Here is a 19,454-nt window from a genome sequence, read left to right as displayed (position 1 = left end):
TATGTCAATGGAAACACAGGACATCATCAAGCGCTCCGCCACCAATTCGGCCACGCCCGCCCCGCGCGCGCGTGACTACAAAGAGGAAGTGGCGAAGCTTATCGATGTCTCCTCCTGCGTGGGCTGCAAAGCCTGCCAGGTGGCCTGCTCGGAGTGGAACGATATCCGTGATGAGGTGGGGCACTGCGTCGGGGTTTATGACAACCCGGCGGATCTGAGCGCCAAGTCCTGGACGGTGATGCGCTTTAGCGAAACCGACCAGAACGGCAAACTGGAGTGGCTTATCCGCAAAGATGGCTGCATGCACTGTGAAGATCCGGGCTGCCTGAAGGCGTGCCCGTCTGCCGGTGCCATCATCCAGTATGCCAACGGTATTGTCGATTTCCAGCAGGATAACTGCATCGGCTGCGGCTACTGCATCGCCGGCTGTCCGTTCAACGTGCCGCGCCTCAATAAAGAGGACAACCGGGTGTACAAATGCACCCTGTGCGTCGATCGTGTTAGCGTCGGCCAGGAGCCAGCGTGCGTGAAAACCTGTCCGACCGGGGCTATTCACTTCGGCAGCAAAAAAGAGATGCTCGACGTGGCCAACGAGCGGGTTGAGAAACTCAAAGCACGAGGTTATCAGCAGGCCGGGCTTTACAACCCGCAGGGCGTGGGCGGTACGCACGTGATGTATGTTCTGCATCACGCCGACAGGCCGGGGCTTTATCATGACCTGCCGAAAGATCCGCAGATCGATACCAGCATCAATCTGTGGAAAGGGGCGCTGAAACCGCTGTCGGCGGTCGGATTTATCGCCACCTTCGCGGGCCTGATTTATCACTACATCGGAATTGGCCCGAACAAGGAAGTGGATGACGAGGAGGAAGATAAGCATGATGAATAAATCGAAGATGATCGTGCGCACGAAGTTTATCGATCGCGCCTGTCACTGGACGGTAGTTATCTGCTTCTTCCTCGTGTCGCTGTCGGGCATTTCGTTCTTCTTCCCGACGCTACAGTGGCTGACGGAAACCTTCGGGACGCCGCAGATGGGGCGCATTTTGCACCCGTTCTTCGGCGTGGTTATCTTTATCGCGCTGATGTTTATGTTTGTGCGCTTTGTGCATCACAACATCCCGGATCGTCAGGACATTCCCTGGCTCAAGGGCATTGTTGAGGTTCTGAAGGGCAACGAGCATAAAGTGGCGTATGTCGGTAAATATAACGCCGGACAGAAGATGATGTTCTGGACCATCATGAGCATGATTTTTGTGCTGCTGGTGACCGGCGTGATTATCTGGCGACCGTATTTTGCCCACTACTTCCCGATTCAGGTGATCCGCTATAGCCTGCTGATTCATGCGACCTCGGCGATCATTCTGATCCACGCCATCCTGATTCATATGTATATGGCGTTCTGGGTGAAAGGCTCGATTAAAGGCATGGTTGAAGGGAAGGTGAGCCGCCGCTGGGCGAAGAAACACCATCCGCGCTGGTACCGTGACGTTGAGCGTATGGAAGCCAAAAAAGAGAGTACGGAAGGAATTAAGTAAGTCAGTTGCCGCCGGGATTGTCCGGCGGCGCTTTTGTTTTCAGAACTTCTCAGCAACAAAGCGGAACGGGTAGTTGGTCGGTTTCACCTTACCAATTTTGCGTTTCGGTAACTCTACCGGATCAACGTGGATTTCTTTGTACGGGATCTGCGTCAGCAGGTGCGAAATAATATTTAACCGCACCCGCTTTTTGTCTTCCGATCGCGCGACGAACCACGGTGCCCAGGCGGTGTCTGTGGCGGCAAACATGGCGTCACGCGCCACGGTGTATTCGTCCCATAAATTGAATGATTTCACGTCCATCGGTGAAAGTTTCCAGATTTTACGCCCGTCGTTGATGCGATCGCGCAGACGACGTTCCTGCTCTTTAGGCGTCACCTCCAGCCAGTATTTCAGCAAGATTATCCCGGCGTCGACCATTGATTTCTCCATTACCGGGGCACCATCCAGAAACTTTTCCACCTGCTCCGGGGTACAGAACCCCATCACTCGTTCCACCCCCGCGCGGTTGTACCAGCTGCGGTCAAAGATAACGATTTCCCCTGCGGAAGGCAGATGCGGCACGTAGCGCTGGAAGTAGAGCTGGGTTTTTTCTTTATCGGTCGGTGCGGGAAGCGCAACCACGCGAAAGACGCGGGGGCTGACGCGCTCGGTGATCGCTTTGATAGTGCCGCCTTTACCGGCGCCGTCACGGCCCTCAAACACAATGCAGACTTTCAACCCTTTACTGACGACCCACTGCTGCAGCTTCACCAGTTCTACGTGGAGCCGGCGCAGCTCTTTTTCATACTCTTTGGTTTTAAGCGGAGGCTTTTTTACGACATCAACAACGACGCTGGCTTTCTTCTTACTGACCATGATTGTCATCCTCTTATTGTCCGGTCGCGGCAGGGGGCCGTACTTTGAAGTGTAATCTACCTTGCGCGGGCAAGCATGATTGCCGGGAAGAGGGGATAAAAAGCCGCTCCATGAAAGGAGCGGCAAAGCAATGCTAGACGAATTTTGCCAGCGGATCGGCGGCGGCGAAGGCCACTTCCCGGTCGGCTTTTGGCGGGTAAATCAGCTCATTGGTAATGGCGATTTTCAGCTTTTTGGCTTCTTCTCGTACCAGTTTTACCTCCTGCTCCCAGCCCTCGGTATACACCGCCCCCCAGCCGCCGAGATCGAGGCAGGTTACGTAGTTCACCTGACGATACGGTAGCGGCGCAATGCCGAGCAGGCTGGCCGCCGCGTTGTGACCGGCAAATTTACCCAACTGAATGGCGTGCTGGCAGGTCATCAGAGCAACGTTGCCTGCATCGTCGGTTCTGGCGTGTGCCATATCACCGGTGGCAAAGATATCCTGCTGACCTGCAATCTGCAGGTTTTCATCGACGATGAAACGACCCTGCGCGTCGCGCTCGGCGTGGAGTTGCTCACCAAGGCTGCTGGCTCGTACCCCTGCGGTCCAGATTACCGTGGAGGAGGCGATGTCTGTGCCGTCTTTCAGCGTCACGCCGTGTTGGGTGATGCTTTCTACTTCGCTATTGAGCATCCACTCGATACCGAGGCTATCAGACGCCTCACGAATGGTGTCACGCAGCGCTTCGCTGTAACGTCCTCCAATCACTGAACCTCGTTCAACTACGATTACTTTAGTCTTCGTATCATCACCAAAAATCTGGCGCAGACGAGCAGGAAGCTCTGTGGCCAGCTCGATGCCGGTAAAACCGCCGCCGCACACCACCACCGTATTACGCGCTTCGCTTTCCGGCTGTTGCGGCAGCGACTGAAGATGTTTTTCCAGCACCTGAGCACTGGCGAGCTGGTCAATGTCGAAGGTGAATTCATTGATGCCATGAACGTTTGCACGCTGGGTGTGGCTGCCGCTGGCGAGGATCAGACGATCGTAGTCAACGTGTGTTATCTCCTGCAGAGAATTGCGATACCAGACAATTTTCTCTTTTTCATCAATGCGTTCAGCGTAGCCTTCAAGATAGTTAACGTTAAGCTCGTCGAACAAAGGCTGCAGCGGTGCCACCAGGGAAGCTACGTTATCTTCATAAAAACGCGGACGTACGCGCAGCTCAGGCTGCGGCGAAAGTACGGTAATTTCCAGCGTGTCGTTCTGATTAACCCACGCCAGACGCGCGGCGCTGACGGCGGCCCACATTCCGGCAAAGCCGCTACCGACGATAAGAATACGTTGTTTCATGAGAGATCCTTTTTTGACTTAAGGCGTGTGCTTTCGAATTAACACGGACTATACTAGTCGGAGTTAACTCCGACAAGTTTTTTCTGAGTTAAAATCTGTATAATGCGGCTGACAGTCGACAAGCGGAGTTTTTTATGGCGTTTTACAGTTCCGGCGTGGAGTACGGGATCCACAGCCTGATGTGCATGGTGGATGCGCGGGGAGAAGCCCGCGAAATGAGCGTGCGCGAGATGGCCGAGCTGCAGGGTGTGCCCTATGACTACCTGGCGAAGATTTTTACCCGTTTGTCGCGCGGGGGGCTGGTTTCCAGCAGCGAAGGTAAGGGCGGAGGCTTCAAACTCGCCCGTGCCGCGGAGCTTATCACCGTGCTGGATGTGGTTCACGCCATCGACGGCGAGAAGAATATGTTTGAGTGCCGGGAAGTGCGCCAGCGGCTGGCGCTGTTTGACGAACAGCCACCGGAGTGGGTGTGCGATGGTCCCTGCGGCGTGCGTTCAGTTATGGACAGCGCACAGCAGCGCATGGAAGAGGAGCTGGCTCGCCACACCATTCTCGACCTGGCGCGCAAAATGTATCGCAAAGCGCCGGACACCTTTGTGGTGGAAGTGCAGGAGTGGATCGCTGACCGACGGGTCGGGAGATAAGGCGGCGACTCGCGCCGCCTTATGTTATTGCCCTACAGTTTTGCCGTTAACTGCGCTATCTCTTCCCGCCACTGCGCCTGCAGCGCGGGTTTCTGATGCTTCGGCTTGCGGGCCAGATCGTCGGCAAGCCGCGTCTCCAGCTCAACGAGCCGCTCCAGTAACTGCTCTTCATGATGAACCTCCGCGGTCTGCGCGGTGATGCTGGTTATCGTGTCGCGGACAGCCGGCATGCTCGCGTCACGCAAACGTGCATATACGGCATCAAGGTCGTGCCATTCCGTCAGTTCGCCGTTCTCAATCAGCCAGAAGCGATTGCAGCTCTGGCTGATTAACTGCCGATCGTGACTCACCAGCAGGACGCCGCCGGCATACTGTTGCAGCGTTTCTGCCAGCGCCTCTTTGCCCTCCATATCGAGGTGGTTAGTCGGTTCATCGAGCATCAGCAGGCTGTAGCGGGCGAGAGATAACCCGACAAACAGCAGCCGCGAACGTTCGCCGCCGCTGAGGGTGCTGATTTTCTGCCCGTGACGAGCCCATGGGAACCCGGCACTGATTAACGCCATTTTGCGCGCCTCCGGTGCCGGAGCAAAACGCTCCAGCGCGTCAAACAGCGTGTCATCATCAGCCAGCTGATGCAGGGTCTGGTCGTAGTATCCGAGGTTTACGCGCGGGTGGATCTTAAGCTGTTCGCCGTCACCGTTCGGGTAGTGCTGCCAGATATGCTTCAACAGCGTCGATTTACCGAAGCCGTTACGCCCCATTATCGCTACCCGATCACCACTTTTCAGCCGTGCCAGCGGGGCGGTAAACAGGGAAGGGACATGAGGTGCCGGAGAAACGCTCAGCGCCTGCATCTCCAGCAGCCGGTCGGCACGCAGCGCATCGCCGTGCAGCTGTAGCTGCCAGTGCGTACCTGCCGTAACCTCGGTCTGGCTCTCCTTCAGACGGTCAATCTGCTTTTCCATCTGTTTGGCTTTTCGCGACAGATCTTCGTTGTCGTACACCCGTCCCCAGACGGCAAGCCGTTTGGCGCTGGCGGTGATACGGTCAATCTCCTTTTGCTCGGCATTGTGTCGCTGGGCGTCGCTCTCATCCTGGACCGTCAGCGCCTGGCGTGCGGCGCTTGCGGGCAGGGAAAAGCCGTGCAGGGTGCGGTCGCGCAGGATCCAACTGCCATTAGTTACAGCATCCAGTAACTGGCTATCATGGGAAACCAGTATGAAGCTCCCCTGCCAGGTTTTCAGGAAGTCTTCCAGCCACAGGAGGGTCGGCAGGTCGAGGTGGTTGCTGGGTTCGTCAAGCAGCAGCAGGTCCGGCTGGTGCATCAGCGCCCGCGCCAGCAGCAGGCGAGTGTGCTGACCGCCGCTGAGGCTTGCCGCCGGCAGTTCCCGGTCGCTGTCGCGAAAACCCATTTCTGCCAGCAATGCTTCTGCCCGCCAGCGCTGACTCTCGCGTTCAGCCGTTGGCAGCTGCGCGCAGACGGCGTCAATGAGCGTCAGAACCAGAACGTCGTCCGGTAAATGCTGCTCCACGCGCGCCATCAGGCAGTGACTGGCCAGCGCCACGTTGCCCGATGTCGGGGCGACACTGCCGTCCAGCACCTTTAGCAGCGTACTTTTGCCGCAGCCGTTATAGCCAATGAGGCCCAGCCGATCGCCTTTTTTCAGGGTGAAAGAGATGTCAGAAAACAGCGGACCAAAAGGAGTGTCCACGTGCAGAGATTGTGCAGTTAGTAATGTGCTCATTGCTTACTCAAGAGTTACAGGCACAGCTGTGCCTCGTCAAACATCGCTGACGATAACCCGGTAAGCCCGAGAGAAGGGATTAAAGGTGTGTTTCTTCGCTCAAGCCAAAGTTATCGCAGCACGATACGGATAACGCTTGAGCTGGCACGATCGCCAAATGTATGTGAAACATTGAAAATTTCACAGTACAGCATGGGGATCCTCCTTATATATTCAGTAAGTTGACAGGTGAGTGCAGTGTAGCGTGATGAATGGGGTTTCGCCACCCCTGAAATCAGCTCATCCGAATGGCCGCGCAGGTAAAGCTTCACTCCCGCGCGGCGACGATAAGCGACCAGATTATTGACAGACTTTTTCAGCATGGCGCTCCTCTGGAGCGCCGCTTTGGTCAGATAGAAGTACGGCGGTAGCTGCGGTATTCCGGCAGCCAGAAGTTTTCATCAATCGCCTGCTGCAGCGCCTCGGCAGAAGTTTTCACCGCAACACCCTGCTGCTGAGCCATTTTACCCACCGCAAAGGCAATCGCCCGCGACACGGTTTTGATGTCTTTCAGCTCTGGCAATACCAGGCCTTCGCCGTTATTCACCAGCGGTGAATGCTTGGCGAGGGTTTCGCTTGCCGACATCAGCATCTCGTCGGTAATGCGTCGGGCACCGGATGCAATCACCCCAAGGCCAATACCCGGGAAGATATAGGCGTTGTTACACTGGGCGATAGGGAAGACTTTGTCCTTCCACACCACCGGCGCAAACGGGCTGCCGGTAGCGACCAGCGCATTGCCATCGGTCCAGTTGATGATGTCCTGCGGGGTGGCTTCAACGCGCGACGTCGGGTTGGAAAGCGGCATCACGATCGGACGCGGGCAGTGCTTGTGCATCTCGCGAATGATCTCTTCTGAGAACAGCCCGGTCTGGCCGGATACGCCAATCAGAATGTCCGGTTTCACATTACGCACAACGTCTAACAGCGACAGCACGTCGTTCTGGCTATCCCAGTTGCTCAGGTTCTCGCGTTTCTGCACCAGTTTGGTCTGGAAATTAAGCAGATTTGGCATCTGATCGGTCAGCAGGCCGAAACGGTCAACCATGAATACCCGGGCGCGGGCCTGCTCTTCACTCAGACCTTCACGCTGGATCTGGGCGATGATCTGTTCAGCGATACCGCAACCGGCGGAACCGGCGCCGAGGAAGACGATTTTCTGCTCGCTGAGCTGGCTACCGGCGGCGCGGCTGGCGGCAATCAGCGTCCCGACGGTGACCGCCGCAGTTCCCTGAATGTCATCGTTGAAGGAGCAAATCTCGTCGCGATAGCGGGTCAGCAGCGGCATCGCGTTTTTCTGCGCAAAGTCTTCAAACTGCAGCAGTACATCCGGCCAGCGCTGTTTCACCGCCTGAATGAAATCATCGACGAACTGATAGTATTCGTCGTCGGTAATACGCGAGTGACGCCAGCCCATATACAGCGGATCGTTCAGCAACTGCGGGTTGTTGGTCCCCACATCCAGCACTACCGGCAGGGTGTATGCCGGGCTGATTCCGCCACAGGCGGTATAGAGGGAGAGCTTGCCGATAGGAATGCCCATCCCGCCGATCCCCTGATCGCCAAGGCCGAGGATACGCTCGCCGTCGGTCACCACAATCACCTTGATGTTGTGGTTCGGCACGTTTTGCAGAATATCGTCCATGTTGTGACGGTTTTCATAAGAGATGAACACCCCGCGCGAGCGGCGATAGATCTCCGAGAAACGTTCACAGGCGGCACCCACGGTCGGGGTATAGATAACCGGCATCATCTCTTCAAGATGATTTCCCACCAGGCGATAGAACAGGGTTTCGTTCGTGTCCTGAATATTGCGCAGGTAGATGTGTTTATCGATTTCGGTTTTGAAGCCCTGATACTGGATCCAGGCGCGCTCGGCTTGTTCTTCAATAGTTTCCACGACTTCTGGCAGCAGGCCGAGGAGGTTGAAGTTGCGACGCTCTTCAATACTGAAGGCGCTACCTTTATTCAGCAGCGGGAATTCCAGCAGAACCGGGCCTGCGTAGGGAATATAAAGAGAACGGTTTTTCTTATGATTTAATAACATCTCACTCACTCCTTTGTCATCACTCCAGTCCCGGCAGGTGAGGCTGCCTCAGGCTGGCGGGTACAGCGGCGGGCAAAGTATAAAGCAAGTGCTGTCAAAAAGGGGAAATGGCGGTCTTAAGAAAATAAAAAAACACCATCTTCCAGGAAGATGGTGTCGGTCACGATTCAGGCAAACTTATTTTGCGCGGCGCTTACGTCCGGTGGCATGTGCGTGGTTGACCTGGGTTTCCTGGCCGCCTTCGCGTACCACTTTCGTCTGGTTAGACAGTTTGTAGCTCAAGCCGAGAATATGACGTGCTTTACGGTTCGATTTCATTGTTACTCCTCAATCCTGTTGCTGGTTTCAAGGACTAGCCCGGAAAAAACCGGACGAAATTAACCACATACGCATCGATTAATTTTGATGCAGTACTGATACTCGGTCATATCTGGCGAAATAGCAAACCACAAAACTGAATCCAGGAATGTTTACCAGGCCATTTCGCCTTTGTTTACCTTCGCACTCAGCTCAAGCGAACTTTCTTCTTTAAGCTGTGGATACTGCTGTTTCATGGTTGCAATGACGCCAGCTGCGGTTTTCTGTGATTTCAGCGCCTGCTCAAACTGGGACAGATACTCGCTGGTGAAGGTGATGGCTTTGTCACCCTGCGGCAGTTCACCCAGATAGTGGCCCGGGATCACTTTTTGCGGGTGCAGGGCCGCCATGCCTTTCAGGGTTTCGCGCCAGTCTTTACGGGATTCAACCGACTGAGTATCAGCCGTCCAGACATGAATACCTGAAGCAACGCCGGTACCGCCGAGGATGGTTTTGTTACCCGGGATCCAGACATAAGCGGCGTAGCTTTCCGGCTGTTTAATTTCTACCGCTTCACCATCAATACTGAAGTGGGTGCTGGCAATCGGCTGAGGGGTGTACAGCACCTGCGGCGCGCCGTCTTTCATCTGCGGGCCCCAGTAGGTCAGCTTAGCTTTGCTGGTTTCTTTAATGTGATCGACCACTTTCTGGGTAGCGACAATCTTCGCTTCCGGGAAGGCTTTTACCAGCGGCTCGAGGCCGAAGTAGAAATCAGGGTCGCCGGAGGTAATGACGATCTGCGTCAGTTTCTTTCCGCTTTTACGCACCATCTCTACCAGTTTTTCGCCGTCTTTCACGTTGAACTGGGCATCAAACAGCACCGCTTCGTGCGGGCCGCTCACAAGCGTAGAAGAAACCGGAAAAATACCGTTTTCCTGTGGGTTGTAGGTTTCCAGTTTCAGCGGGGCCGCCATAGCGGTGGTAGCAAAGGTCGCGGTCAGCAGGGCCAGAGTTGTCAGTTTCATGTTCGTTTCTCATTGTCAGGTGAATGAGCGTTATTGTACGGAAAATCTCATTTGCCAGAATTCCTGAAAAAGGAGATGCTGAGTTTCATAAATCGAGCAGATGGAGAGCAAAATGGACCGGATTATCGCTGCACGGGTTTACAATCGGATCTGTGAACTGGGGAGCCTCAGCGCGGCGGCGCGGGCGCTGGGCATGTCGCGCCCGATGGTCAGCCGTTATCTGGAACAGATGGAACAGTGGGCAGGAACGCGGCTCATCCATCGCTCGACGCGCAAACTCACGCTGACGGCAGCCGGTGAAAATACTCTGCAAAAAACGCGTAGCCTTCTTCGCCTGTCTGAAGAGATAGAAGGGCAGAACCAGCGCAGTACTCCCTCTGGTACTCTGCGCGTAGCGTGCGCACATTTCACCGCCATGCATCTGGTTTCTCCGTTATTACCTGATTTTCTAGGTCGTTACCCGCAATTACGCCTCGAACTGGATATTAACAACCATCCAGTGAGCCTGGTGGGTGAGCGTATCGATGTGGCGATTCGGATAACCAACGATCCTGAGCCAGGCGCTATTGCGCGCCGCCTGGGCGTATGCCGCTCGGTGCTTTGTGCTTCCCCTGCGTACCTGCAGCAGCACGGCGTCCCACAAACGCCGCAGGATCTTACGCAGCACAACTGCCTGCACTACAGCCATTTCACCGCGCCTTCATGGCACTTCAGCGATGGTTCAGGGGAGTCGGTTTCCGTTAGTGTAGGTGGAAATCTTGGGGCAGGGATCTCTTCATTACTACTGGAAGCCGCTGTGGCGGGATGCGGTATTGCGATGTTACCGGAAATAGAAGCACACCAGGCGCTGGAGCGCGGTTTGCTGCAGCCGCTGCTGTCAGGCTGGCTGCCGAAGACGCTGGCTGTTTATGGCATCTATATGTCCCGGGACTATCAACCCGGAGGATTACCGTTATTTCTTGATGAGGTGCAGCGCAGGTTGACGCTATTAAGTGGGGAATAAGATGCTGACTGTTGCTTACATATATTTACAGATGAGGCTCTGGCTTCGCTGAATATAAAATATACCATTCCTCTTTATTATTCATTGGCTGACTTTTTAACATAGCAGCTTTCTTTTTCTTAATCCTAAATCGAAGCTAAACCGCAATTATATAGTGTATTTTGTTATAATTTTACATATTTATTTAAACCTTCAATAAACAACTGTTTCGCCGCAGTTTTTATTTTTTATAGCAATCGCTATATTCGCCTCGCTTTATGCAGTATCTCGTTTGGCGAGGCTCCTGTACAAACATAGGTTACTGATCTGACGACATCGAGAGATGCCCAAGGTTAGGACAGGCTTTATCGGATTAAGGTTCAGCCCAAAGTAACTTCCAGTTATCTGGATACGTTGTATAGTGCCAAAACCTGTACGTGGAGATAGATTTATCTGCACCCCTGCTCTGGTTTACCGCCCTCGTGATGCTCGGTTAATCCGTTAAACATCTTGCGAGGTTTTTATGACCCCATTAGTACTTAACCATCCGCGTGCGGATGATATCAGCGAATACATGACTCAGGATTACGTCAGCCTGCGTGCCAGCATGACCATTGCGGAAGCGCGCAATACTCTGTTGTCACAAATTACCGACGAGCGTATTCCTTCCCACGTTTGTGTTACCACCGAAGAGGGTTTTTTACACGGTGTATTATCAGTAAAAGAATTGCTGAGAATGAACGAAGCAGATGAATTTGTGCGTGGCATTGTGAACCGCAAATTTATATCTGTAAAACCAGAAGACGATCGCACTGATTTTTGCGATATGTATGTTAAACATCCATTGACGTTTTTCCCGGTCCTCAAGGACGGTATTATTGTTGGTGTATTGGGTGAAAAAGAAATTGCTCACCTGGTGCGTGATGAGAATACTGAAGATGCACAGCTGCAGGGGGCATCGTTACCGCTGGAAAAGCCTTATCTGGAAACCAGCCCCTGGGAGCTGTGGCGTAAACGTAGCGTCTGGCTGTTATTACTGTTTGTGGCGGAAGCCTATACCGGTACGGTATTAAAGGCGTTCGAAGAACAGCTTGAGGCGGCCATCGCACTAGCGTTCTTCATTCCACTGCTGATTGGTACCGGTGGTAACAGTGGTACGCAGATAACCTCCACCATCGTCCGTGCCATGGCCCTCGGTGAAGCCAATCTCAGTAATCTTGGCCGCGTCATACGCAAAGAGGTCTCTACCTCGCTGCTGATTGCGATAACGATAGGTGTTGCCGCGTGGATCCGTGCGTGGATGATGGGCGTGGGTGTTGAAATAACCATCGTCGTCAGTCTGACCCTGGTGGCTATCACCATCTGGAGTGCGATTGTTTCCTCTATTATTCCCATGCTGTTGCAAAAAGTACGTATTGATCCGGCGGTGGTTTCTGCACCCTTTATTGCCACCTTTATTGATGGCACCGGTCTGATTATTTACTTTAAAATTGCCCAATATACGCTGGGTATTTAAGTTAAATTGCCGCCGCACGCGCGGTGGGGCGGCCACCTCAATTAATCATCCAATTAAAGCAGCCTGGCTGCTTTTTTTAATTAAAAAAAGCAAAAATATTGTTACACCTTTCCTGTGGTTTAACGAATCTGTGAATGAAATTTTAAAATAAAGTAAAAGTGAGTTAATATATAGCTTCACACTTCACTTTTGCGATGCGATATCATTATCATGCCTGCAATTAAAAAGACTATTCTGTCGCTGACTTCATTAGCTATGCTGGTAAGTTCAGCCACCTACGCTAATGCTGAAACCACACAAAAAACCGATTTCCTGCTGATTGGCGGGGGAATTATGAGCGCCTCTCTGGGCACCTGGCTGCAGGAATTACAGCCGGAGTGGAAACAGGTGATGGTTGAAAAGCTCGACGGTGTTGCTCTGGAATCCTCAAACGGCTGGAATAACGCCGGGACCGGTCACTCGGCGAATATGGAACTGAACTACACGCCGGAACGCCCGGACGGTTCCATCGACGTGAGCAAAGCGCTGGATATCAACGAACAGTTTATGATCTCCCGCCAGTTCTGGTCAGCGCAGGTCAAGCGCGGCATTCTGAACGATCCTCACGCTTTTATTAATTCTACGCCGCACATGAGCTTTGTCTGGGGCGATAAAAACGTCGATTACCTCGGCAAACGTTATGCTGCGCTGCAGCAGACCACGCTGTTCCAGGGTATGAAATTCTCCACCGACCATCAGCAAATCAAACAGTGGGCACCGCTGGTGATGGAAGGGCGCGACCCGCAGCAGAAAGTTGCAGCAACCTGGACGCCGGTGGGTACTGACGTTAACTACGGTGAAATTACCCGTCAGCTGATCGGTAGCCTGAAAAAGAGCAACAACTTCAGCCTGGAAACGTCTGCTGAAGTGACCGAATTCAAACGTAACGACGATAACTCCTGGCACGTCACCATTCAGAACGTGAAAAGCGGTGAAACCCACGCGATTGATGCGAAATACGTGTTTATCGGTGCCGGCGGCGGCGCGCTGAAGCTGCTGCAGAAAACCGGTATTGCCGAAGCGGACAACTATGCAGGCTTCCCGGTGGGTGGCTCCTTCCTGATGACCGAAAACCCGGAAGTGACCAAACAGCACCTCGAGAAAGTGTATGGTCAGGCGTCTGTGGGCGCTCCGCCGATGTCGGTTCCGCACCTGGATGCCCGCTTTATCGACGGTAAACGTGTGGTTCTGTTCGGACCATTTGCAACGTTCTCCACCAAATTCCTCAAAAACGGTTCATTCTTTGACCTGCTGAGCACCACGACCACCAGCAACGTTATGCCGATGACCGACGTCGGTCTGGATAACTTTGATCTGGTGAAATACCTGATTAGCCAGGTCATGCTGAGCGATGAAGACCGCTTCGCGGCGCTGAAAGAGTACTATCCGGCCGCCCGTCAAGAGGACTGGAAGCTGATTCAGGCCGGTCAACGCGTGCAGATCATCAAGAAAGATGCCGAAAAAGGCGGGGTACTGAAACTGGGTACCGAAGTGGTGGTAGATAAAGAGAAAACCATCTCCGCGCTGCTGGGTGCGTCACCGGGTGCCTCAACCGCCGCGCCGATCACGCTGAACGTGCTGAAGCAGATGTTCCCGCAGCAGTTCAACTCCCCGGAGTGGCAGAGCAAGATCCATACTATCGTGCCGAGCTACGGTCAGAAGCTGAACGGCAACGTGGCGCTGACTCAGCAGGTATGGGACGACACCGCTGCCACGCTGCAGTTGACCAAACCGCCGGTTCTGCAGATGAACACGCAGCCGCAGGCAGCGATCCCCCAGGCGAAGCCGATGGAATCCTCCCCGCAGCACGACATGGCGCTGTAAAAACCGCAGAAAAAAAGCACCACACCCTTGCAGAAATGCAGGGGCTTTTTCTTTAAACATCCACTTTCCATTTCCCCTCAGTCGCAACCGGATACATTGTTGACGTGAATCAATCTGCCCAGGTTGGTTTAGTGTATTTTTTGAATCTATCAAAAATAGTTTAAATCAGTCTAAACCAGCGGCATCCTGTCCAAAAAATATTGTCGAATACCCGTGCCAGGCATCCTGCTATGTTTACCAGACATAGGAGTGTTACCCGTTATGTCTCAACATCTTACTCCCGGTTATTGCGCGCTTTGTCGTTCCCGTTGCGGTACTCTGAACGAAATCAAAGATGGTCGCCTTATGGCAGTACACCCCGATCCTGAGCACCCTACCGGCGGGGCGGTCTGTATGAAAGGGCGCGCGGCGCCTGAACTCATCTACAGTGAAAATCGTATTCTCTGGCCGATGCGCCGTACGCAGCCAAAAGGGGCGGCGGATCCAGGCTGGCAGCGTATTAGCTGGGAAGAGGCACTGAATGACATTGCCGCGAAGCTGACTACCTTCAAAGCGGAAAGTGGGGCGGAATCCGTTGCTTTCTCGATAACCACCCCGAGCGGGACGCCGATTATCGACAGTACCGAGTGGATTGAACGCTTTATTCGCCTCTACGGCAGCCCGAACACGTGTTACAGCGCCGAAGTGTGCAACTGGCACAAGGACGGGGCGCATATGTTCACATTTGGTTGTATAACCCCGGCCGCCGACTACCGCAACGCCGAACTTATTATGCTGTGGGGCAATAATCCGTCGTCTACCTGGCTTGCTCAGGCAAATGCGATTGGCGAAGGGCGTAAAAAGGGAGCGCGTCTGCTGGTCGTTGACCCGCGCCAGAACGAACTTGCCCGCGATGCGGATCTGTGGCTTAACGTGAACCCCGGCACCGACGTGGTGCTGGCGATGGGCTTAATCCGCCAGTTGCTTGAGGCGCAGGCCTATGATGACACCTTCGTCAGAACCTGGACCAATGCGCCGCTGTTAGTGAATAACACTACCGGATTCTTCCTGCGCGAGCAGGATCTCGATGCCAGCGCCAAAACCAATCATTATCTTCTCTGGGATGCCTTCGACAACCAGCCACGAGCCTGTACCGATACGCTTGCCGGGGATGAGGCGTTCTATCAGCGTGCGGCGCTGGCGGGGGAATACGTTATCCCCCTGGCTGACGGGCAGAAGGTAAGTGTCTCCCCGTCGCTGGAAAAACTACGCCAGGCCACCTCGCAGTACACGCTGGATTATGTCAGTGACATCACCGGCGTGTCGGCAGAAAAACAGCTGGCCGCGGCAACGCTTATCCGTGGCTCATCACGTATTGCTTATCATGCCTGGATTGGTATCGCCCAAAGCCAGAATGCGACCCAAACCGAGCGGGCGATTGCTGTCCTTTACGCGCTGACCGGCGCGTTTGATACCGAAGGTGGCAACCGGATTTACAGCAAACCGCTCTGCAACGTCATGAACCCACTGTCGTTATTGCCTGAAGCCCAGCGTCAAAAAGCACTGGGAGTGAAGGAGCGCCCGCTGGGGCCACCGGCCAGCGGCTATATTGCTACCGCTGATTTGCAGCGCGCGGTGCTGGAAGGGGTCCCCTATAAAGTGCGAGGGCTGTTCTGCTTCGGGTCGAACATGCTTTCAAGCCACGGTAACGTAGAAACGGGTATCGAAGCCCTGAAGGCGCTGGAGTTTCACGTTCATTGCGATCATTTTGAAAATCCAACCTCTCGCTTTGCAGATATTCTGTTGCCTGCGAACACATTGTGGGAGCGTGAAGCGCTGAAGGTGGGTTTTGAAATTTCCGCGCGAGCGGATTCTCACGTCCAGCTGCGCCCGCAGCTGGTGAAACCGCGCGGTGAGTCGCTGGCGGACTATGAGATAGCCTTCCGCCTGGCCTGCAAAATGGGTATGGGTGAGCACTTCTTTAACGGCGATATTGAAGCTGGATTCAATCATATTCTGGCACCGAGCGGCCTGACGATGGCGATGCTGCGCGCCGAACCTCGCGGCATCAATCTGAATCTCTCAAACCATGAGCGTAAATACGCCCTGCGTGATGCAGAGGCTGCTCGCCCGCGCGGATTTGCGACCGAAACCGGGAAAGCGGAGATCTACAGTGAAAAGCTGTTGCGCCACGGCTACTCTCCGCTGCCGGTATTCCTGGAAGAACAGCCGCACAGCGATGACTTCCCGCTGCGCCTGACCACCATGAAAAATCCGCTGTTTTGCCATAGCCAGCACCGTCATCTGGTCACTTTGCGCCGTAAATCACCGGATCCACAAGCGATCGTCAGCCGTGCCCTGGCACAGCAGCAGGGGATTGCTAACAAAGACTGGATTGAAGTCAAAACCCCCTCCGGAACCGGGCAGTTCCGCGCCAGAATTGATGATGCCATGAACGATGATGTGGTGGTGGCAGAATACGGCTGGTGGCAGGGCTGCGCCGATCTGAATCTCCCGGAGCGCCCGGTTTATGGCGCCGGTGCCAGCAACTATAACGGTTTGTGCAACTACCAGCGCGTGGATGCCATTAGCGGCTCGGTGCCGCTGCGTATGATGCACTGCTCGGTACGCCGTACCGCTGGTGCGCTTGCCTGGCCGGGGGAGAAACGCTTTGTCGTAAGCCAGGTGATTAATGAAACCGCAGGGGTGAAAAGCGTCAGCCTGGTACCCCTGGACGGTACGCCACTACCGCAGTGGCAGCCGGGCCAGGCGGTACTCATCCGCGTGTTCCCGAAAGATATTCCGCAGGGCATTTGCCGGGCATATACCCTCAGTAACGCGCCGGGTAATGCCCAACACTTTACGCTGTCAGTTCGCCTGCAGCCGCAGGGGCAGATGTCGGGTTGGATCCACCAGCAGCTGCAGCCTGGCGATGAAGTGATGCTGACGGCGCCGGACGGTAATTTTGTGATCCCGGCGCAGAGCAAGGCCCCGGTGGTGATGATTGCCGGCGGTATTGGGATCACCCCGTTTATGAGCTTCCTGTCTTCGCTGGAGCCCGACACCGAGGGGGCCTGTCTGTGGCTCTATTACGGTAACCGTAACGGCCAGAGCCATGCCTTCCGCGAGCAGCTGCAGATGCTGGAGCAACGGCTGCCGCGCCTGCGGATTGTGAATGTTTACGACACTCCCCTGGCATCCGAGCTACCGGGTGAAGATTATCAGCAGAAAGGGATGATTAATGCTGCAATGTTTGATGAGGCGCTGATCTCTCAGCGCGCCCGTTTCTATCTCTGCGGCCCGGAAGCCATGACCCGGGCGCTTGAAAATGGGCTCAGGGAGCGGGGTGTTTTTGCCTTTGATATCTTTAAGGAGCTGTTTGCAGCACCTAAACCACGCATCACGTCGCACAAAACCCACCACAAAGTGGTGTTCGCCCGGTCGGGCGTTACCGTTGACTGGACTCCGGCTGCCGGGACGCTGCTGGAACTGGGAGAAAAACATAAGATCCGCATGGCCGGAGGCTGTCGCGCCGGGCAGTGCGAATGTTGTGCGGTGAAGTTGACCGAAGGGGCGGTAGAGTCACTCGGTGAATCTGATAATCGTGGTGACGGCACTTGTCTTGCCTGCCAGTGTATTCCTGTCAGCGATATTGTTATTGATGCCTGATCGATCGCCACGTTTTACCCTGTGAAATCCAGCTGGTAAAACGTGGCAGCCCTTTGTTCGCCATAAGGATGTAGCTTGCGTGGCGGAAAACTTCAGTATCCTCCCAAATGTTTTGCTCCTGATAGCGATTCTCTTCGTGCCGATAGGGCGCTTTAACCCATAATTTGCGTAAATAGGTTCCCGGCGTTGTTTTGATATACAGCAATTTTCCATCCTTTAAAAACAGAGTGATGCGATATTTCTTTGACCAAAATCAATAAATGATAATTATTCTCGATTAGATGTAACGATCAATTTCATTATGTTTAATTGATAAAATCGATTAATAATGATTTATCGATCGATTATATTGATCATAAGGGGCTGTGGCAGTAACATAGGTTCACCAGATGTACATATTTTGCTGTTTTTTCCGGCAGTACAGATGTAATGCAGGCGCATCTGGTTAAGGGTATGAGCTAATCCCGACGATAAGACGAACAAGGAGATGTAATGCGTGTTGAAGGATTAAGGATGGCGAACGATGCCGTCGCGTTTGCAGGGGTGCGATGTGTTCAGAATGAAGGGATGTACCAGCTGACGGCGGGATATGCCGCCAGCCATCTTCTCCCTTTCTTTCATATCAGTGATGAACGCGATTGCCGCATCAGACCGACCACCGTCACCTCGCTTCTCGTCTGCTGCCCCCCTTGTTCGTCGGGGATTGTTGCCTGGCTGAGCGCACTGCTTCCGGTCTGTGATGTCGCTACCGGGCGGGTGGTAATGCTTCTCGACGACCGCCAGTCCTGGCAGAGCCGTCTGGCACATCGTCTGTTCTGTGCGCCAATGAGTGTCGTCCATGACCGTGACCCGGCGGAGTACATCGCCAGCGCGCTTTGCACGCCGCCTGTGGTTCGCCGGTCGCGGACCGGTTCAGTCTGGCTTTCGGGGCAGGAAAAATGGGTTCTGAGCGGTTATCTGCAGGGCGAACCGGCAGGGGTACAGGCTCACAAGGCTGGGCTGTCTGTTAAAAGTATCTACCGACTGCGAAAAAGCGGGCTGGCCAGATTGGGCATGAAAAATATTAACGACCCCGGTCCTGCTGAATATTAAGCCGATAATATAGTGTGAATTAATATTTTCTTGAGACAAGTAGCTTCCTGGTAATAACGAAAAGGAAGGCCATTTCTTGCCTTTGGTTTGTTATTAAAAGTACTGCAAAAATACACCTTATAATTAAAGGAGGAATATCCGTTATCCCTGTATTATCCCTGAGGGCCTGATGTTTATCGTGTTTACTTAGGGAGTTACCCAGCAGAAATAATAAAATCTGTAATTTTGTCATTAAGGCCAATATTATGTTGAAAAAAATGATGCTAATGAGTGCCGTGGCAACCCTATGCACAGGGCTGTCATCGGTGTATGCCGCAGACCCGACGCCAGATCCGTCACCGGGCGTCGTCGACCAGGGGAGTGGGAAGGTAGACTTTACCGGCTCGGTCATTGATGCACCCTGTTCAGTCGATGCTAACGACGGGAAACCTGTTGATCTCGGCAGTACTTCACTCCAGTCCCTGAAGGATGGTGTAACGAACCCGAAAAGCTTCAACATTAACCTGAAAAACTGCAATATTGGCGATGCCACGAAGTCAAAAACGGTATATATCACCTTTACTGGCAGCGGCGCCTATGAGCCTACGGGTAATAATCCCAATATTCTGGGAGTGACCGGATCGGCGCAAAACGTCGGGATTATTTTGCAGAATGGTTCCTCTCAGCAAATTACGCTGGGAAAAACGTTCCCCGTCCGCGAAATAAAGAACGGCAACCAGGATCTTCCGTTTGCAGCCTATGTGACACGGGTTGGAACTGCAGACCCCGTTCCGGGACAATTCTTCAGTACCGCTAATTTTACGCTGACCTATCTGTGATTCGGA

16 protein-coding genes and 1 riboswitch are annotated in these 19,454 nt (G+C 53.9%); of the genes, 9 read left to right on the top strand and 7 right to left on the bottom strand.

Annotated elements, in window-relative coordinates:
- Position 1 precedes the first annotated feature (1 nt).
- Both fdxH and fdnI read left to right on the top strand, forming a co-directional pair.
- Complete coding sequence (fdxH, locus tag C7387_RS06335; protein WP_038257622.1) at positions 2–889, top strand: formate dehydrogenase subunit beta; 888 nt, start codon at positions 2–4, stop codon at positions 887–889.
- Positions 882–1,538 (top strand): formate dehydrogenase-N subunit gamma, encoded by a 657-nt coding sequence (fdnI, locus tag C7387_RS06330; RefSeq protein WP_038257643.1) that lies wholly within the window; start codon positions 882–884, stop codon positions 1,536–1,538. The genes fdxH and fdnI overlap by 8 nt, the downstream gene beginning before the upstream one ends.
- A 39-nt stretch (positions 1,539–1,577) precedes the next feature.
- Here fdnI and ppk2 read toward each other — a convergent pair whose 3' ends face one another.
- On the bottom strand, positions 1,578–2,396 hold the full coding sequence (gene ppk2 / locus C7387_RS06325) for a polyphosphate kinase 2 (protein WP_038257620.1): 819 nt from the start codon (positions 2,394–2,396) through the stop codon (positions 1,578–1,580).
- A 133-nt stretch (positions 2,397–2,529) separates the two neighbouring features.
- Positions 2,530–3,732 carry an NAD(P)/FAD-dependent oxidoreductase gene (locus C7387_RS06320; protein ID WP_120816318.1) on the bottom strand — a complete coding sequence of 401 codons (1,203 nt, stop codon included), beginning with the start codon at positions 3,730–3,732 and terminating at the stop codon, positions 2,530–2,532.
- 134 nt (positions 3,733–3,866) lie between these two features.
- Between C7387_RS06320 and C7387_RS06315 the strand changes: the two genes are divergently transcribed.
- Positions 3,867–4,376, top strand: coding sequence for an RrF2 family transcriptional regulator (locus C7387_RS06315; protein ID WP_120816317.1), 510 nt, complete (start codon positions 3,867–3,869; stop codon positions 4,374–4,376).
- Between the two features lie 32 nt (positions 4,377–4,408).
- Here the strand turns inward: C7387_RS06315 and C7387_RS06310 are convergent, their stop codons facing one another.
- The 5 genes from C7387_RS06310 to C7387_RS06295 all read right to left on the bottom strand — a co-directional run bounded on the left by C7387_RS06310 (position 4,409) and on the right by C7387_RS06295 (position 9,529).
- Positions 4,409–6,121 carry an ABC-F family ATP-binding cassette domain-containing protein gene (locus C7387_RS06310; RefSeq protein ID WP_120816316.1) on the bottom strand — a complete coding sequence of 571 codons (1,713 nt, stop codon included), beginning with the start codon at positions 6,119–6,121 and terminating at the stop codon, positions 4,409–4,411.
- Positions 6,122–6,231: 110 nt separating this feature from the next.
- Positions 6,232–6,483: a hypothetical protein gene (locus tag C7387_RS22870; RefSeq protein ID WP_134436798.1), complete on the bottom strand. Its 252-nt coding sequence runs from the start codon at positions 6,481–6,483 to the stop codon at positions 6,232–6,234.
- Between the two features lie 26 nt (positions 6,484–6,509).
- Positions 6,510–8,207, bottom strand: a complete 1,698-nt coding sequence (locus C7387_RS06305) for an NAD-dependent malic enzyme (RefSeq protein WP_006819933.1) — start codon at positions 8,205–8,207, stop codon at positions 6,510–6,512.
- Positions 8,208–8,384: 177 nt separating this feature from the next.
- A complete protein-coding gene (sra, locus tag C7387_RS06300; protein ID WP_006819934.1) occupies positions 8,385–8,525 on the bottom strand; it encodes a stationary-phase-induced ribosome-associated protein in 141 nt (46 codons plus the stop codon).
- A 152-nt stretch (positions 8,526–8,677) separates the two neighbouring features.
- Positions 8,678–9,529, bottom strand: a complete 852-nt coding sequence (locus C7387_RS06295; RefSeq protein ID WP_120816315.1) for a Vmh family MBL fold metallo-hydrolase — start codon at positions 9,527–9,529, stop codon at positions 8,678–8,680.
- Positions 9,530–9,641: 112 nt separating this feature from the next.
- Here C7387_RS06295 and C7387_RS06290 point away from each other — a divergent pair, with 112 nt between their 5' ends.
- From C7387_RS06290 to C7387_RS06260, 6 genes are all read left to right on the top strand, one after another.
- On the top strand, positions 9,642–10,532 hold the full coding sequence (locus C7387_RS06290; protein ID WP_120816726.1) for a LysR family transcriptional regulator: 891 nt from the start codon (positions 9,642–9,644) through the stop codon (positions 10,530–10,532).
- 259 nt (positions 10,533–10,791) lie between these two features.
- Positions 10,792–10,961: riboswitch (M-box (ykoK) riboswitch) on the top strand.
- Between the two features lie 73 nt (positions 10,962–11,034).
- A complete protein-coding gene (locus C7387_RS06285; RefSeq protein WP_006819937.1) occupies positions 11,035–12,027 on the top strand; it encodes a magnesium transporter in 993 nt (330 codons plus the stop codon).
- A gap of 210 nt (positions 12,028–12,237) precedes the next feature.
- Positions 12,238–13,890 carry a malate dehydrogenase (quinone) gene (gene mqo, locus C7387_RS06280; protein ID WP_120816314.1) on the top strand — a complete coding sequence of 551 codons (1,653 nt, stop codon included), beginning with the start codon at positions 12,238–12,240 and terminating at the stop codon, positions 13,888–13,890.
- A gap of 261 nt (positions 13,891–14,151) precedes the next feature.
- Positions 14,152–17,538, top strand: coding sequence for a molybdopterin-dependent oxidoreductase (locus C7387_RS06275; protein ID WP_120816313.1), 3,387 nt, complete (start codon positions 14,152–14,154; stop codon positions 17,536–17,538).
- A 492-nt stretch (positions 17,539–18,030) separates the two neighbouring features.
- Positions 18,031–18,630, top strand: coding sequence for a hypothetical protein (locus C7387_RS06265; protein ID WP_134436796.1), 600 nt, complete (start codon positions 18,031–18,033; stop codon positions 18,628–18,630).
- Positions 18,631–18,875: 245 nt separating this feature from the next.
- Positions 18,876–19,448 (top strand): fimbrial protein, encoded by a 573-nt coding sequence (locus C7387_RS06260; protein WP_006819944.1) that lies wholly within the window; start codon positions 18,876–18,878, stop codon positions 19,446–19,448.
- Positions 19,449–19,454 lie beyond the last annotated feature (6 nt).

Origin of the sequence: Yokenella regensburgei (assembly GCF_003634235.1) — a bacterium.
Classification (GTDB): Bacteria; Pseudomonadota; Gammaproteobacteria; order Enterobacterales; family Enterobacteriaceae; genus Yokenella; species Yokenella regensburgei.
The sequence above is the reverse complement of the archived record's forward strand: the minus strand, read 5'-3'. Positions and strand labels throughout refer to the sequence as shown.

Coding starts and splice junctions, on each gene's coding strand:
- fdxH (WP_038257622.1), top strand. CDS start 2: ATGTCAATGGAAACACAGGACATCATCAAGCGCTCCGCCACCAATTCG.
- fdnI (WP_038257643.1), top strand. CDS start 882: ATGAATAAATCGAAGATGATCGTGCGCACGAAGTTTATCGATCGCGCC.
- ppk2 (WP_038257620.1), bottom strand. CDS start 2,396: ATGGTCAGTAAGAAGAAAGCCAGCGTCGTTGTTGATGTCGTAAAAAAG.
- C7387_RS06320 (WP_120816318.1), bottom strand. CDS start 3,732: ATGAAACAACGTATTCTTATCGTCGGTAGCGGCTTTGCCGGAATGTGG.
- C7387_RS06315 (WP_120816317.1), top strand. CDS start 3,867: ATGGCGTTTTACAGTTCCGGCGTGGAGTACGGGATCCACAGCCTGATG.
- C7387_RS06310 (WP_120816316.1), bottom strand. CDS start 6,121: ATGAGCACATTACTAACTGCACAATCTCTGCACGTGGACACTCCTTTT.
- C7387_RS22870 (WP_134436798.1), bottom strand. CDS start 6,483: ATGCTGAAAAAGTCTGTCAATAATCTGGTCGCTTATCGTCGCCGCGCG.
- C7387_RS06305 (WP_006819933.1), bottom strand. CDS start 8,207: ATGTTATTAAATCATAAGAAAAACCGTTCTCTTTATATTCCCTACGCA.
- sra (WP_006819934.1), bottom strand. CDS start 8,525: ATGAAATCGAACCGTAAAGCACGTCATATTCTCGGCTTGAGCTACAAA.
- C7387_RS06295 (WP_120816315.1), bottom strand. CDS start 9,529: ATGAAACTGACAACTCTGGCCCTGCTGACCGCGACCTTTGCTACCACC.
- C7387_RS06290 (WP_120816726.1), top strand. CDS start 9,642: ATGGACCGGATTATCGCTGCACGGGTTTACAATCGGATCTGTGAACTG.
- C7387_RS06285 (WP_006819937.1), top strand. CDS start 11,035: ATGACCCCATTAGTACTTAACCATCCGCGTGCGGATGATATCAGCGAA.
- mqo (WP_120816314.1), top strand. CDS start 12,238: ATGCCTGCAATTAAAAAGACTATTCTGTCGCTGACTTCATTAGCTATG.
- C7387_RS06275 (WP_120816313.1), top strand. CDS start 14,152: ATGTCTCAACATCTTACTCCCGGTTATTGCGCGCTTTGTCGTTCCCGT.
- C7387_RS06265 (WP_134436796.1), top strand. CDS start 18,031: ATGCGTGTTGAAGGATTAAGGATGGCGAACGATGCCGTCGCGTTTGCA.
- C7387_RS06260 (WP_006819944.1), top strand. CDS start 18,876: ATGTTGAAAAAAATGATGCTAATGAGTGCCGTGGCAACCCTATGCACA.